The sequence below is a fragment of the Methanothermococcus okinawensis IH1 genome, from assembly GCF_000179575.2.
GTDB classification, from domain to species: domain Archaea; phylum AGJL01; class Methanococci; order Methanococcales; family Methanococcaceae; genus Methanofervidicoccus; species Methanofervidicoccus okinawensis.
Window position 1 is genome coordinate 843,633 of sequence record NC_015636.1, and the last position, 14,333, is coordinate 857,965.

Here is a 14,333-nt window from a genome sequence, read left to right on the forward strand (position 1 = left end):
CTTTTTATTTTTATTTAACTTATAAATTATTTATAATAAGTTTTGGAGGAACTTAAATATAAGAAATTTTTAAATTTTTACTTTTTTAACTTTGCCGAGCTACATAGCTCACATCAGCATTATCCTGGCTATGCCTTCGGGTAATGCCTCATCTGTAATGGCTAAATCACTTATGCCGAGTTTTTTTATTTTAGTTATTAATTATTTAGTTATTTTTTTAGTTATTTTAATATATATATTGAATATTGGTAATGATTTATTTATAAACTGTGACCATTCGCTCTTAATTTAAGTTTATCCATTAATTATTTTTTCTGCATCCAATATTCCATCTATTGTGGCAAGTATCTGCTCATCTCTGTAATATCTTAACTGCATAGCACCACTTGGACAAGCTCCTGCACAGGCACCACAGCCTTTACATGCAACATCATCCACTTGGGCTATTAAATGACCATCAATCTCTTTGTAAGATATAGCGTGATATGGGCACATTTTTCCACAAATTTCACATCCACCACATACATTTTCATCAACACAGGCTCTTATCATTTCAATTTTAAACTGTCCCTGTGCCATGGGTATAGATACTGCACTTGCTGCACCTTTTGCCTGAGATACTGTATCAGGTATATCTTTTGGACCCTGGGCAACTCCTGCAATGGCTATACCATCGACTTTTGTATTTACTGGTGCTAATTTTGGATGCAATTCTTTGAAAAATCCATCAGGACTTAATTCAAGACCCAACATTTTTGCAATATCTTTGTTTTCAGTTCTGGCAACTAATCCTGCTGAGAGAACTACAAGGTCTGCATCAATGTCAAGCACTTCTCCCATCAATGTTTCTTCAACTCTAACTGTTAAATTTTTGGTTTTAGGGTCTTCAATTATACATCCTGGTCTTCCTCTTACAAACCTGACTCCAAACTGTTCCTGAGCTCTCTGGTAGTATTCCTCATAACCTTTACCAAATGCCCTAATATCCATATAACATATGTAGATATTTACATCAGGATATTCTGATTTAATAAGCTGTGCGTTTTTAAGGGCAAACATACAGCATACTCTGGAACAGTATGGATTTCCAACTTTTAAATCCCTTGACCCTACACACTGTATGAATACAATGTTTTTAGGATGCTTTCCATCGCTTAATCTAACTACATGACCGCCTGTTGGTCCAGATGGATTTACCATCCTTTCCAATTCAAGAGTTGTAATTACATTATCATATATGCCATATCCATATTCTTCTTTTTTAGTGGCATCAAATTCATTAAATCCATTGGAAACAATTATTGTACCAACTTTGAATTTAATTTCTTTTGGTTTTTGATTATATCTTATGGCTCCAGGACCACAGGCTTTTTCACACAATCCACAGTGAATACAGTGTTCCATGTCAATGGTATATACCAAAGGCACGGCTTGAGCGAATGGCACATATATGGCTTTTCTAGTACCTAACCCTAAATCAAATCCATTAGGCACTTCAATAGGACAAGCTCCTGCACAGGCACCACACCCGGTGCAGGTATCTTCATCCACATATCTTGGTTTTTTCTCCACAGTAACTTCAAAATTACCAATATATCCTTGTACATCTTTTATTTCGGCATAAGTGATTAATTCAACATTTGGATGGCTAGCAACTGTAACCATCTTTGGCGCGAGAATTCACATCGCACAATCATCAGTAGGGAATGTCTTGTCAATTTGAGCCATCCTTCCTCCAATAGATGGTTCTTTTTCAACAAGATATACCTTATATCCTTGGTCTCCTAAATCAAGAGCGGCATTTATTCCAGCAATACCTGCCCCTATAATAAGACATGATTTTTCAACATCAACAACTTTTTGAGGAACATCCTCTAATTTTTTAGCTCTCTCCACTCCTCCTGCGATTAATTCAATGGCTTTTTTAGTAGCCTCTTCCTTTTCACTCATATGAACAAATGAGTCGTGTTCTCTTATATTTACGAATTCTAAGTAATAAGGGGACAAGCCTGCTTCTGAAATACATTTTCTAAATGTTGGCTCGTGGATTTTTGGTGTGCATGCTGCAACTACAACCCTTTCAAGACCGTATTCTTTAATACAGTCTTTTATTAAATTCTGACCTGGGTCAGAACACATAAATGGGTATGTTTTTGCAACTACGACACCGTCTAATTTTTCTACGGCGTCTCTTACTCCTTCACAATCCACGACACCGTTAATATTGGCACCACAGTAGCAGACAAATACCCCTATTTTGGGGTTACTCATGTATTCACCTCCTGGTGTATTTCATTCATAAGTATAATATGCATATATTATTAGCTCTATATTATTATAAAAATATATATTCTTAAATTTCTTAATATTGCATATTAAAAATATTATATATAGTTAATATATTTTAAATATAGTAAGTTAATTTAATTAGCGAAAAGTATATATATTCGAAAGGTATATGTTAAAGATGCACGGTGTGGGACAGTGGCATTAAGTTATTTTACACCCCCCATATATAGCTGCTGATAACACCGTGTATAGGAGAAGTCTCCTAAATCCCATTCCCACCCCCTCATACCCCCAAATAAATACGGAAATGAATGGTTAGGATTTAACGGAATATATTTTATAAAATTTTAATTAATTTTAAACCCCTCCCCATTTTATTTTACCCCCCTTTTATTTTTCAATGATTAAATCTTTTTTGTTTTTATTATTTTTTCATGTTATATTCTTATATTTAAATATATAAAAATATATAATCAATACTGAATATTGTAATTATATATATAAATTATATATATTCTTTCAACGCTATAAGATATATTTAAATACCATTTAAAAAATAATTCTGCAAGAATGTTTTTAATAATATTTTTAATGTTATTATCCAAGGTATTAATTTGGATGTTAGATGTTGTTAAATATTATACGAGGGATTTTATGAGTATAATTCAATTAATATATAATTCATTGATATATATATTACCTGCATATGTTGCAAATGCTTCTGCATGCATATTTGGTGGAGGCACACCTTTGGATATGGGGAAAAAATTTGTTGATGGCAAGAGAATAGTTGGAAATGGGGTAACATATAGGGGAACTTTTTTTGGAATTTTATGTGGAATTATTGTAGCTGTTTTAGAAGGTATGATTGTAAATTTAAACATTGTTAATAATATTGCATTTTATTTTAATATATTTGAATGGGTATATATTGGTTTTTTATTATCGCTCGGAGCTCTGTTTGGTGACATGTTGGGAAGTTTTATTAAAAGAAGAATTGGAATTGCACAAGGAAAACCTGCTCCGATTCTTGACCAAATTGGTTTTGTAGTGTTTGCCATATTATTTGCCTATCCTATTGCTCCCATATCTATTGAAATGATAATTGTATTATTGATTATAACACCAGCAGTTCATTTGTTGGGTAATATTGTGGCATACCTATTGGGTGTCAAAAAAGTATGGTGGTGAAATTAACATTTAAAAAAATAAATTAAATAATTAATTAAAATAAATATAATATATAAATTATAATAACAATAAAATAACGAATGATATAATAATTATATATGGTGAAAATATGATTACTCTTGATTTGGAGTTAAAAGATGTTCCCGGTGAATTAATAAGAGCTCTGACACCAATCTCAAATATGGGTGTTAATATATTTAGTGTAATACATTTAAGAGAAAAGAAAACAGATGGTAGGGTTCCTGTTAGGGTAGTTATTGATGATGTAGAAAACAAATTAAATGATGTAATAAAAAAACTTGAAGAAATGGATATAATTATTACAAAAGTAAATGAAACAGTCCGAAAAACAGATATTGATATGGTCGTTGTTGGTCATGTAGTCGATACTGATGTAAGGGATACAATCGACAGATTAAATGAATATGGTCTTGTTGTAGATTTAGACCTTTCAATGCCTGACCCATTTAAAGAATCTTCTGCAAGAATGAAGGTAATAATAGACATCAATAAATTAGAAGATTTTTGCAATGAGCTCGACAGAATATCAAAGGAAAAAAATTTGTTATTTATTAAATCATTTTAAGAAAGGATATAACGATATATAGTTAATTGAGGAGAAAACATGAAGGTAATATTGGTCGGTTTTGGAGTAATCGGTAAAGGTGTAGCAAAAGTTATAGAAGAAAAAAAAGAGTATTTAAAAAACAAATATGGTTTGGATTTAAAAGTTGTGGCTATATGTGATAGGAGCGGTGCAGCAATAGATGAAAATGGTTTGGATTTAAAAACTGCATTAAATGTTAAGGAAGGAACTAAAAAAATATCTAATTATCCTGAAAAAGGAACAGGTATGTCCATTGTTGAGGTTATAAAAACAGTTAATGCCGATGCCATTGTTGAAGCCACACCAACCAACATAGAAACAGGAGAACCTGCAAAAACCCATATAATTGAGGCATTTAAAAATGGAAAACATGTAATTACTGCAAATAAAGGACCTCTTGCATTATATTTTAATGAATTAACCTCTTATGCTGAAAAATATAATAAAATATTTAGGTATGAGGCATCCGTTGGAGGAGCAATGCCTATAATAAATTTGGCAAAGGAAACACTCGCTGGAAATGAAATAACCGAAATAAAAGGAATATTAAATGGAACTACGAACTATATATTAACAAAAATGGAAAAAGAAAAACTCGATTTTGATACTGTATTGAAAGAGGCACAGGAGCTCGGTATAGCAGAGACCAACCCTCACCAAGATATAAGCGGACTTGATACTGCTGCGAAAATAGTAATACTTGCAAATTCAATTATGAATAGAAATGTTAGTATAAAAGATGTTAAATTGGAAGGTATTACAAGAATTACGCCTGAGGCACTGACAATGGCTAATAAAAGTGGATATACTATAAAACTTATTGGAGAAGTAAGTAAAAACAAGCTTGAAGTATGTCCAAAATTAATACCCATCGATAGCCCTATGAATGTGAAAGGTTCTTTGAATGTTGCAATGTTAAATACTGACTTGGCAAAGGAAATTGTTGTAGTTGGTAGGGGAGCAGGAGATATAGAAACTTCATCTGCTATTTTGAGTGATATTATAAGCGTATATTTGAGAACTAAAAGATAATAAAAATAAAATAATAATAAATAATAAAAAAATAAAATATAAAATTTATTTAAGCGATTTAAATACTTCTTCAATAGCATTTAATGTTTTTTCAACAACTTCATCATCATGTTTAATGGATGTGAAACAGCATTCAAATTGTGATGGTGCTATAAATACGCCATTGTCCAAAAGACCATAAAAATACTTCATAAATCTTTCTGTATTGCTTTTTTTGGCAGTTTCATAATCCACTACTTCATTTTCATTGAAGTATATCTGAAACATCGAGCTCACATTATATATCTTATTAGGTATTTTATATTTTTCAGCAGTTTCTCCTATAAAATCGCTTATTTTTTTGGCAGTTTTTGAAGTTTGTGTGTAAAACTCGTTATCAAGGTTTTTTAAGGTTTCAATACCTGCACTAACTGAAATTGGATTTCCGTTAAATGTGCCTGCCTGATAAATATTTCCATTTGGTGAAAAATTTTCCATGAGCTCCTTCTTACCAACAATTGCACCAATTGGAAAACCGCCACCTATTATTTTTCCGACTGTTGCTAAGTCGGGAACAACATTATAGTATTCCTGAGCTCCCCCTGGTGCTATTCTAAATCCTGTAATTACCTCATCAAATATCAATATTATATCATTTTCCTCAGTAATTTCTCTTAAAAATTTTAAATATCCTTCTTTTGGAGGAATGCATCCAATATTGCCCATCACTGGTTCAACAATAATGCAGGCAATTTCATCTTTATTTTCAGCAATGGTTTTTTTAATGGCATCCTCATTATTAAAAGGAACTAATAATGTATTTTTTGTAGTTTCCTCAGGGATACCTGGTGAGTTAGGAGATCCATGTGTGAGAGCTCCGCTTCCACTTTTCACAAGCACATAGTCATGAGCTCCGTGGTATGCACCATCAAATTTTATAATTTTATTTTTTTTAGTAATGCCTCTTGCAAGTCTAATGGCACTCATTGTAGCCTCAGTTCCAGAATTTACAAATCTTACCATCTCTGCACAGGGCATTCTATTTACTATTTCTTTTGCAAGGACAATTTCCTTTTCAGTAGGGCATCCATAGGCAGTTCCCAGTTCAAGCTGTTCTTTTACAGTGTTTATTATATTGTCATTGGCATGCCCCAACACCATAGGACCATAAGCTAAGCAGTAGTCGATATATCTATTGCCATCTACATCAAATAAATAGCAATCTTTTGCCTTTTCAACAAAAAATGGAAATGGTTTGAAGTATCTTACTGGACTATTTACTCCTTTTACAAGATATTTCTGAGCTTCCTCAAATAATTTCTTTGATTTTGATAGATTTATGTTTTTAAACATGTTGCTCATATTAATCCCTTTATTTTTTAAATCATTTGTTAATTTTATTATTGTTATTATTGCTCACATTATTATGGTAATATGAGATTATTACCGTGTTAATTAATTTTAATATTAATTTATATAATCATATTCTATTCTATTTCGGTATTATTATAACAATACACCATTATACACTAAAACCCAAAAAACCACCGATGTAAAGAAGTAAGAAACACCTCCACTTCCCAACCACTGTTTTTGACTTAGGCTTCCCTTGCCAACTATCATTGCAGTGATATGCCCCGTTATAATAAGCCCCACAAATAAAAACAACAATGTTACAATACCGCTTAAAGTTCCAAGACCTGCTGTATATATATAATTCGCCAATAATCCAAATAATATTCCTCCAATAGTATGGATTATTGCTGTTTTTCCTTCTAAATCCATGATAACACCTTTTTAATGTAATTTTTGTTATTTTTTTATATAATAATTTATATTTATATTTTTTATATCTCCATTTATATTTATATTACCATATTTAAATAATTAATAAATATTATAAAATTTATTTTTAACCTCATTCTTTTATTAATTCTTTAATCTTGTATATTTTAATTGATTCCTTTGGTCTTTTACTTTTTTCCGTATAAGTATAATCCACCAATACTTCAACTTCTTCATTTACTTCCAAGGTTTTATTTACTAAAATAATATCCCCTTTTTCAAGCAAAAAAGCGAATTTCCGTTTTGTTTTTAAAGAACCTCTGTCGATTAACAACTTTTCTTCATCTACAATAGGTTTTATTATTGAATAGTGCATAATATCCCTTAAACGAATACATAAAGCGTTTTTCCGCAGATATTTATGGTTTCAAAATCTTCTGAATCTAATTTCTCATTTAGGATTTCAATCTTATCCTTATTTGTAATATCGTTTAATACCAACTCTATTGCATGTTTTAAATCTTCATCATTGGTATATACTTTAACTTCTTTTTTAAACCTTCTGGCAAGTCTTGCAATATCCCGCAATGCTAATTTTGCCTCTGTGAATAATATCAAATAGCTTTTTGCGTTTTCTATATTGTCTTTATCACCGTAAAGCACAGGATATTCTTTGTCAAATAATTCATCCTTTTTTATCTCATAATTAACCCCGCATGTTTCTATTACCCTAATAATAATGGATTGTGGAATTCCCGGTGGAATTGGGAGCTCCGTTCTATTGGATGTATTATTAAAATTATCATCGGTATTCATAGTTTTCATGGATATTCCTCCTTAATTAAATTAATTAAACTATTATTAAATATAAATGAAAATAGGTAGAAAAAATAAAATAGTATTTAAACTTTATTAACCTTTATTTATTAAACTTTTATTGCAATATATTTCTATATTTAATTTTCTATAACCTCAGAGGTAGGTTTTATTTTAACCAGTATATAATCTTTCATTTCAGATTTCGAGATATAGGCTATATCTTTTAATAGGTATTTTCCAACTTTAACATTTTCTATTTTTTCATGATATGTATCGTAATTTAGTTTTATTCTTAGACCATCTAATTGGGTTACAATAGGCATTGGAGAAAGTATATTAAATATTTCATCAACTTGTTTTTCCAACTCATCCTTCAACACAACAGGTGGTATTATGGGTGGGTCATAGGAGAGCTCCTCTCTTTTTCTATCTATCAATCTTGTAATTTCATTCACCATCTTTTTTAATGCCTGTCTCTCTTCACTATGTCTTAACCTATGAGCTCTTCTTCCTAAGTTCCCCACATATGGATAAGGTATACCCAATGTTTCAGGACCTCCCGTTATTACAACAGGAATATCCACCTCAAATAAGTGGGTTTTATCCAATAAACAACTTTCAAAATTTCCCATGACATAAACAGCAATGTCATGTTCTTCAATTAATCTTTTTTCTTTTTCTTTTATTAAACTAATATCTTTTCCTGCACCATGAGATAATCCTATCATATTTGGTTTTGCTCCAAACCTTCTGACGAACTCTGAAATATCACATGCCGTATGTGGTAAATGATGTCTCGATAAACTAGGAGCTACTATTGCAATTTCTGTTCCAGCGAGAGGAGTTTCAACGACCTTTCCCTTATACTTTTTGGATTCTATTTTAAAGTTTTCTATTTCATTTTGTGGCAATGCAATTGTCATATATACATCCAACTGCATAACATGTTCCTGTATTATAAATCCTCCCACATCCTCAATCCATTCTTTAAGTATATTATTTTTATAAACTCCACCTTCGTATCTAATAATTTCATACATTTTTCCACCAAAGTATTATTTAGATTATATATTTAGCTACGGTTTATATTTTTTGTTATTTTTAATTATTTTTTGTTTTATACTATATTTTATGTTATATCTCATGTCATATTTTTATTATCCCAATATTAAATATAAAAAACTTCTAAATCATAATATAAATTTTTATTATTTAGAAATCAGAACGAACAGTAATAGTTCCAAAAGTCTTTTTACTATCCCTAAATGATGTTACATCAGTTATAATTCTTTGAATTGCTGACCTCTCATCAATAAGTGTTATATGATCCACCATTATAATTTCTTCGAAGTCGTATTTATCCATGGTTTTTAAAATTTTATCAATGATATTCATTTGAAGGATATTTATTGATTTGGTTGTTAGAGAGATATGGTCTATACAATCATCTTTTTTCATTATTTTAGCCAGAGGTTCCCAATCTTTCGTTAGTATCTCTATATAATAGTCTTTTTCAGATACAACATAATCCTTTGCACCAAGCAGCACTATTAAATCATCTGTAAGTTTTTTTAATTTTGAGTTCTTATCTCTGTCATAAAAATAAAAATTTGTTATTCTTGAACATTCTTGGATTTTTGAAGTTTTCTCCCCATATACTAAGTATGTTTTTACAATATCCCCCTTGGTTACAATACCCATAAGATTTCCATTGCTATCCACTACTAAAAGCCTTCCAATGTCATTTTTAGCCATTATTTTTTGAGATTCTGATGCAGAAGTTTCAGGAGATATTAATATGAGCTCCTCTTTTGGAGTCATTATATCCTTAATGGTTTTTTGTTTTTCTTTTCTAAATCTTTAAATGTAACAACACCTACCAATTTTCCATTTTCATCTACAACAGGATATCCCATATGTCTATATTTCTCAATAAAATCTTTTAATTTAGTTATATTGTCATTTTTACTGATTGTAATAATATTTTTAGTCATAATGTCCTTTACAGGTATCTTTTCTAAAATTCTTAAATCATAAAGTTTTATTAAGTCCTCTTCTGCTTCTTTTACAAAGATATTAATATTGTCAAATATGTGGGATAGTGAATTCTGCTCCAATCCGATATTATATACTCTTTCTACTGTTGAAAGTTTCTTAAACAACATATTAACCACCGATTTTGTAAAAATAATTAATCCTCCCAATTATGTAAAATAATATGGTAATATTAATATTTAAATTTAGTTATATTGATGATAAATAATAAAAATATATTTGCATAATGAATGTATAATAAGGTAAATATATAAATACACATAATAATCAATTAGATATAGCTATTAAAAATTATCGAAATAATATGAATAATGTGTATTAAAAAATAAAAAAATAAAAATAGAATAAATATGAGGCAATTTTAAAATTATTCTTAATTTTAACTAAAATAAATAATTATAATCCATATTAATAAGAATTAATATAAATATTAAATATAAAATTAATATATATAATTATTGCTTTTTTAGGGATTTCCATAAAAAATATGCTGAACCTCCCCACAGCGTTATTGCACCAAATAGGAACATCACTATTGCAGAGATATTCATATAATCACCTTTTTATTTTTTTATGAATTCATCCCATGATTCTATTTTTTTACTCCATGAAACTTTTGAGAGTATAATGGATATTAAGAATCCTATTCCTACAATAGAAGCTCCAATATCTAAATATTTCCAAGGGTATCCGCCGTATGGTGCTTTTAATAAGTTCATAATATCTAAACCTATAATGGCTATTAATAATAATGGTGTTAAAACACCCACAAATAATTTCCAATATTTACCTAATTTTATATCTGAAAGGTTATTTAAATAATTTAATAATTTATCACCTTTAAATACCCATAATGCCACTAAGGCCTCTGCACATCCAACAATGGGTAATAAATACCCAGATGCAAAATGGTCTATAATATCAAGCCAGTAAAGACCTGCTTTTGTTGTGAATAATAAACTGCCTACTAATCCAAGCGATACTACAGCAGTAGTGGCTTTTTTTCTGCTTATCTCAAATTTATCCATAATAGATGCAGTTACTGCCTCTACAAGAGAAATAGATGAGGAAAGACCTGCCAATATAAGTGCCAAGAAGAATATTATTGCAAGTATCCATCCCACATAAGGTATCATTGATAATGCCTTTGGGAATACCACAAATGCCAAAACTATACCCTTATTTATCACTTCATTTAACGGAAGACCTGTGCTATATGCCATATACCCCAATGTGCTAAAAACTGCCAAACCTGCTAAAAAAGAATAACCGCAATTTAAAAGGGCTACGCTAAAAGCACTTGTGGTCAAATCTACTTTTTTAGGCAAATAACTAGCATAAACTATCATAACACCAAAACCCAGAGTTAATGAGTAAAATATTTGAGAGAATGCACTAATCCAAACATTAAAATTTAACAGAGCTCCGAAGTTTGGTGTTAAATACCAATTCAATCCCTCAAGAGCTCCGGGTAATGTTAGTCCTCTTACAAGTAATATCAATGTAAGAATAAATAATGCAGGCATGAAAATCTTGTTTGCCTTTTCAAGACCATTTTTAACACCCAATCTTATTATACCGTAGTTTATTAACCATAAAACTATTGTAGATATTAAAACGCCTGTTGAGAAACCCCCAATACTACCGACATTTGGTGAAATAGAAAGAATACTTCCAAAGAAATAATTTTTAAAATCAAGGGGAAATCCATTTAATATTATATTATACAGATAGTATAAACACCAGCCAATAATAACAATATAATATGTAGTTATGGTAAATCCAGAAAATACTGCAAGCCAGCCTACCCATTCATTTTTTTCACTTATTCTTTTGAACGCTAACGGAGCAGAACCTCTTGTAGAATGCCCAACAGAGAATTCAAGAAGCAATAATGGAATACCTACACAGAACAAGGCTATAAAATAAGGTATTAGAAATGCACCGCCCCCTTACTATATACCATATAGGGAAATCTCCAAATATTACCGAGACCTATTGCAGAACCTACTGCTGCCAATATAAACCCCAATTTAGAATTCCATAATTCTCTTGCCACTATACCACCTTTTACTGTATTACCTTATAATATTACTTTTTACTGTATTAAAATGCCGTTTTCTTTAAGCCTACCTATCACACTATCCCATGATGGAAGATTGGTTTGACAGCCCCTTTTTTCTACAACAAAGGAAGCTACGCATGATGCAATAATTCCACAATCCTTTAAATCGTATCCTTTTAAGTATGCCGTTAAAAATCCTGCTCTATAACTGTCGCCTGCTCCTGTTGGGTCTATAACATTTGTAGGAATTGCAGGAACTTTTATACTATTGCCATCGTGATAAATAATGCTTCCGTCCTTGCCATAGGTTATTATTAAGGTATTTATTTTTTCTATAAATTTATCCTGTTTTACATCCAATAGCTTCAAAACCCTTTCGTATTCATGATTGTTCATAAACATGAAATCCACATATTTTATCATTGATTCCATGTCTTCCTTACTATACAATGGTAAGTCCTGACCCGGGTCAAAAGATACAAGAGTTCGGGAATCTTTTGCTTTTTCCGCACATTTCATATTAAATTTCGGGTCACCTGTTGCTAAATGGACAATATCCACATCAAAAGTTGGAGGGTTTAACTCTTTGTAATGTTTAGCAGCACCCCATAAAAAAAAGGTTATCTGGTTATTGTTGGGATCTGTAAAAATCCATGCTTTTGGTGTTTCTTCTTCATCCGAATGATAAACACCAGATATATCAATGTTTAAATGTTTTAGATAACTATGATACCCTGAATTTATAAAATCATAACCTACGCATGAAACTATGCCTGATTTCAATCCTAATTTAGCCACCCCTACGGAAACATTACAGGCAGCTCCTCCGTAATATTTTTTAGCGGATGGTATCTGAACAGATGTGTTAGGTTCTGGAAATTTTTCAACATTAAATATATAATCAAGGGCTATATGCCCAACAGAAATTATTTTTTTGTTGTTTATTTTTTCAACAATAGCTTCATCTGCATCTATATATTCACCCATAACTATCACCTACAAATTTTAATGGCTTTACTCAGGTCTATAATATTTTTATAAATTGCAGAGCCTATAACTACGCCCTCTACACCTATTTCTTTTAATTTTAAAAGGTCATCATAGGTGGTTATTCCTCCTGAGGCTATAATTGGTATATTAAGGGAATCTACAAGCTCCTTAATAGGTTTAATAGTTATGCCCTTTAAAAGACCTTCGACATCTACATTTGTAAATAAAATACTTCCAGCTCCTTTTTCTTCCAATACTTTCCCAATTTCAACAGGAGAATATTTAGTTTTTTCTTTCCATCCTTTTATTACAACTTTTCCATCTTTTGCATCAAGAGCTACCATTATTTTTTCTTTTTCAACCTTTTTTGATAACTCTTTAATAATATTAGGATTTTCAACTGCTGATGTGCCTAATATAACCCGTGCTGCTCCAATATCTATAAGATTCAATGCATCATTGACCGTTCTTATGCCTCCCCCAATCTGAACAGGAACAGGAATGGATTTTATAATTTTCTTTATTATTTCTTCATTGGTATTTGTTTGGTATATGGCTTTATCTAAATCAACTAAATGAATCATCGGAGCTCCTTTACTTACCCATTTTTTTGCAATTTCCAATGGATTTTCGAGCTCTAAATGTTTCTTGTTTGGGTTTCCCTGTATAAGCTGAACACATTTTTTGTCTTTTATATCTACCGCTGGAATTACCATCATTATTTCACCATGAAAATACTTTCTAAATAATTAATATTATATAATAATTTCGAATAATTTGGAATTAACATTATGATATTTAGGAAAATCATTTAGGACAATCCTGATGAATGTATTAATCCAAAAATACCACTTGATATAATTTCAATGGAGATTGCACTTAATATCAGACCCATAAGTCTTACTATTGCCTTAATGCCTGAGGTTTTTAGAATATGGGCAATTTTATCGGATGAGTATAATATCACCCCAGATACCAGTGCTGCCAGTATTATCGAAAATAGCACTATTATTTTATCATATATTGTATAGCTGTGTTCCATTAATATGATACTCGTTGTAATAGTCCCAGGACCTGCCAGTAAAGGTATTGCTAATGGCACTACTGCAATATCATCCAACTGCACCATTTCTTCTTTTTCTTTTGGAGTTTGTCGAGTTTTTGAGACCTGAGCATGAAGCATATCCCATGATATTTTTAATATCAATAACCCCCCTGCAACTTTAAATGAATCTATGGTAATCCCAAAAAATTCAAATATCCATTTTCCAAAAAATCCAAAGATTATCAATGTAAGTATAACCACAATAGTTGATTTTTTTAGTAGTTTTATCCTCTCTTTTTCAGTATTATTCGATGTCCATATATAAAATAAAGGCACAAGACCTATTGGATTCATAATAATAAATAGGGAGGTAAAGGCATAAATAAAGAAACTAAGATTAAATCCCATTTTTTCACCAATAACTTATATATAAAATCCCAATATACGTCATATATATAATAGAATTATAGGTAAAT

The 14,333-nt window shown here is 30.6% G+C and carries 15 protein-coding genes and 1 pseudogene; 3 read left to right on the forward strand and 13 right to left on the reverse strand.

What is annotated here, in order from left to right:
* Positions 1 to 294: 294 nt before the first annotated feature.
* Positions 295 to 2,271, reverse strand: coding sequence for a CoB--CoM heterodisulfide reductase iron-sulfur subunit A family protein (locus METOK_RS04230; protein WP_013866985.1), 1,977 nt, complete (start codon positions 2,269 to 2,271; stop codon positions 295 to 297).
* A 672-nt stretch (positions 2,272 to 2,943) separates the two neighbouring features.
* Here METOK_RS04230 and METOK_RS04235 point away from each other — a divergent pair.
* From METOK_RS04235 to METOK_RS04245, 3 genes are all read left to right on the forward strand, one after another.
* Positions 2,944 to 3,480 carry a CDP-2,3-bis-(O-geranylgeranyl)-sn-glycerol synthase gene (locus tag METOK_RS04235; protein ID WP_048057878.1) on the forward strand — a complete coding sequence of 179 codons (537 nt, stop codon included), beginning with the start codon at positions 2,944 to 2,946 and terminating at the stop codon, positions 3,478 to 3,480.
* Positions 3,481 to 3,589: 109 nt separating this feature from the next.
* A complete protein-coding gene (locus tag METOK_RS04240) occupies positions 3,590 to 4,066 on the forward strand; it encodes a hypothetical protein (RefSeq protein WP_013866987.1) in 477 nt (158 codons plus the stop codon).
* A gap of 39 nt (positions 4,067 to 4,105) precedes the next feature.
* Positions 4,106 to 5,119, forward strand: coding sequence for a homoserine dehydrogenase (locus METOK_RS04245; RefSeq protein ID WP_013866988.1), 1,014 nt, complete (start codon positions 4,106 to 4,108; stop codon positions 5,117 to 5,119).
* A gap of 45 nt (positions 5,120 to 5,164) precedes the next feature.
* Here METOK_RS04245 and hemL read toward each other — a convergent pair whose 3' ends face one another.
* The 12 genes and pseudogenes from hemL to METOK_RS04295 form a co-directional block, all read right to left on the reverse strand.
* Positions 5,165 to 6,451 (reverse strand): glutamate-1-semialdehyde 2,1-aminomutase, encoded by a 1,287-nt coding sequence (gene hemL / locus METOK_RS04250; RefSeq protein WP_083810067.1) that lies wholly within the window; start codon positions 6,449 to 6,451, stop codon positions 5,165 to 5,167.
* Between the two features lie 153 nt (positions 6,452 to 6,604).
* Positions 6,605 to 6,883 (reverse strand): EMC6-like membrane protein, encoded by a 279-nt coding sequence (locus METOK_RS04255; RefSeq protein ID WP_013866990.1) that lies wholly within the window; start codon positions 6,881 to 6,883, stop codon positions 6,605 to 6,607.
* Between the two features lie 133 nt (positions 6,884 to 7,016).
* The gene (locus METOK_RS04260; RefSeq protein ID WP_013866991.1) at positions 7,017 to 7,259 is read right to left on the reverse strand and encodes a hypothetical protein; all 243 of its coding nucleotides are present in this window, start codon (positions 7,257 to 7,259) and stop codon (positions 7,017 to 7,019) included.
* Positions 7,260 to 7,267: 8 nt separating this feature from the next.
* The gene (locus tag METOK_RS04265; RefSeq protein WP_013866992.1) at positions 7,268 to 7,708 is read right to left on the reverse strand and encodes a hypothetical protein; all 441 of its coding nucleotides are present in this window, start codon (positions 7,706 to 7,708) and stop codon (positions 7,268 to 7,270) included.
* Between the two features lie 131 nt (positions 7,709 to 7,839).
* Entirely contained in the window at positions 7,840 to 8,742 is a 903-nt protein-coding gene (locus METOK_RS04270) for a methanogenesis marker 7 protein (RefSeq protein WP_013866993.1), read from the reverse strand.
* A gap of 172 nt (positions 8,743 to 8,914) precedes the next feature.
* Positions 8,915 to 9,523: a CBS domain-containing protein gene (locus METOK_RS08890; RefSeq protein ID WP_232210783.1), complete on the reverse strand. Its 609-nt coding sequence runs from the start codon at positions 9,521 to 9,523 to the stop codon at positions 8,915 to 8,917.
* On the reverse strand, positions 9,523 to 9,867 hold the full coding sequence (locus METOK_RS08895) for a CBS domain-containing protein (RefSeq protein ID WP_232210785.1): 345 nt from the start codon (positions 9,865 to 9,867) through the stop codon (positions 9,523 to 9,525). Before METOK_RS08895 ends, METOK_RS08890 begins: the two co-directional genes overlap by 1 nt.
* 345 nt (positions 9,868 to 10,212) lie before the next feature.
* Positions 10,213 to 10,308 (reverse strand): MetS family NSS transporter small subunit, encoded by a 96-nt coding sequence (locus tag METOK_RS08640; RefSeq protein WP_157198876.1) that lies wholly within the window; start codon positions 10,306 to 10,308, stop codon positions 10,213 to 10,215.
* 12 nt (positions 10,309 to 10,320) lie between these two features.
* Positions 10,321 to 11,816: pseudogene (locus METOK_RS04280) on the reverse strand (sodium-dependent transporter).
* A gap of 39 nt (positions 11,817 to 11,855) precedes the next feature.
* Positions 11,856 to 12,809: a carbohydrate kinase family protein gene (locus METOK_RS04285; protein WP_013866994.1), complete on the reverse strand. Its 954-nt coding sequence runs from the start codon at positions 12,807 to 12,809 to the stop codon at positions 11,856 to 11,858.
* Positions 12,810 to 12,814: 5 nt separating this feature from the next.
* Entirely contained in the window at positions 12,815 to 13,531 is a 717-nt protein-coding gene (hisA, locus tag METOK_RS04290; RefSeq protein WP_013866995.1) for a 1-(5-phosphoribosyl)-5-[(5-phosphoribosylamino)methylideneamino]imidazole-4-carboxamide isomerase, read from the reverse strand.
* Positions 13,532 to 13,623: 92 nt separating this feature from the next.
* Positions 13,624 to 14,265, reverse strand: coding sequence for a MarC family protein (locus METOK_RS04295; RefSeq protein ID WP_013866996.1), 642 nt, complete (start codon positions 14,263 to 14,265; stop codon positions 13,624 to 13,626).
* Positions 14,266 to 14,333: the final 68 nt, after the last annotated feature.

Coding starts and splice junctions, on each gene's coding strand:
- METOK_RS04235 (WP_048057878.1), top strand. CDS start 2,944: ATGAGTATAATTCAATTAATATATAATTCATTGATATATATATTACCT.
- METOK_RS04240 (WP_013866987.1), top strand. CDS start 3,590: ATGATTACTCTTGATTTGGAGTTAAAAGATGTTCCCGGTGAATTAATA.
- METOK_RS04245 (WP_013866988.1), top strand. CDS start 4,106: ATGAAGGTAATATTGGTCGGTTTTGGAGTAATCGGTAAAGGTGTAGCA.
- hemL (WP_083810067.1), bottom strand. CDS start 6,451: ATGTTTAAAAACATAAATCTATCAAAATCAAAGAAATTATTTGAGGAA.
- METOK_RS04255 (WP_013866990.1), bottom strand. CDS start 6,883: ATGGATTTAGAAGGAAAAACAGCAATAATCCATACTATTGGAGGAATA.
- METOK_RS04260 (WP_013866991.1), bottom strand. CDS start 7,259: ATGCACTATTCAATAATAAAACCTATTGTAGATGAAGAAAAGTTGTTA.
- METOK_RS04265 (WP_013866992.1), bottom strand. CDS start 7,708: ATGAAAACTATGAATACCGATGATAATTTTAATAATACATCCAATAGA.
- METOK_RS04270 (WP_013866993.1), bottom strand. CDS start 8,742: ATGTATGAAATTATTAGATACGAAGGTGGAGTTTATAAAAATAATATA.
- METOK_RS08890 (WP_232210783.1), bottom strand. CDS start 9,523: ATGACTCCAAAAGAGGAGCTCATATTAATATCTCCTGAAACTTCTGCA.
- METOK_RS08895 (WP_232210785.1), bottom strand. CDS start 9,867: ATGTTGTTTAAGAAACTTTCAACAGTAGAAAGAGTATATAATATCGGA.
- METOK_RS08640 (WP_157198876.1), bottom strand. CDS start 10,308: ATGAATATCTCTGCAATAGTGATGTTCCTATTTGGTGCAATAACGCTG.
- METOK_RS04285 (WP_013866994.1), bottom strand. CDS start 12,809: ATGGGTGAATATATAGATGCAGATGAAGCTATTGTTGAAAAAATAAAC.
- hisA (WP_013866995.1), bottom strand. CDS start 13,531: ATGATGGTAATTCCAGCGGTAGATATAAAAGACAAAAAATGTGTTCAG.
- METOK_RS04295 (WP_013866996.1), bottom strand. CDS start 14,265: ATGGGATTTAATCTTAGTTTCTTTATTTATGCCTTTACCTCCCTATTT.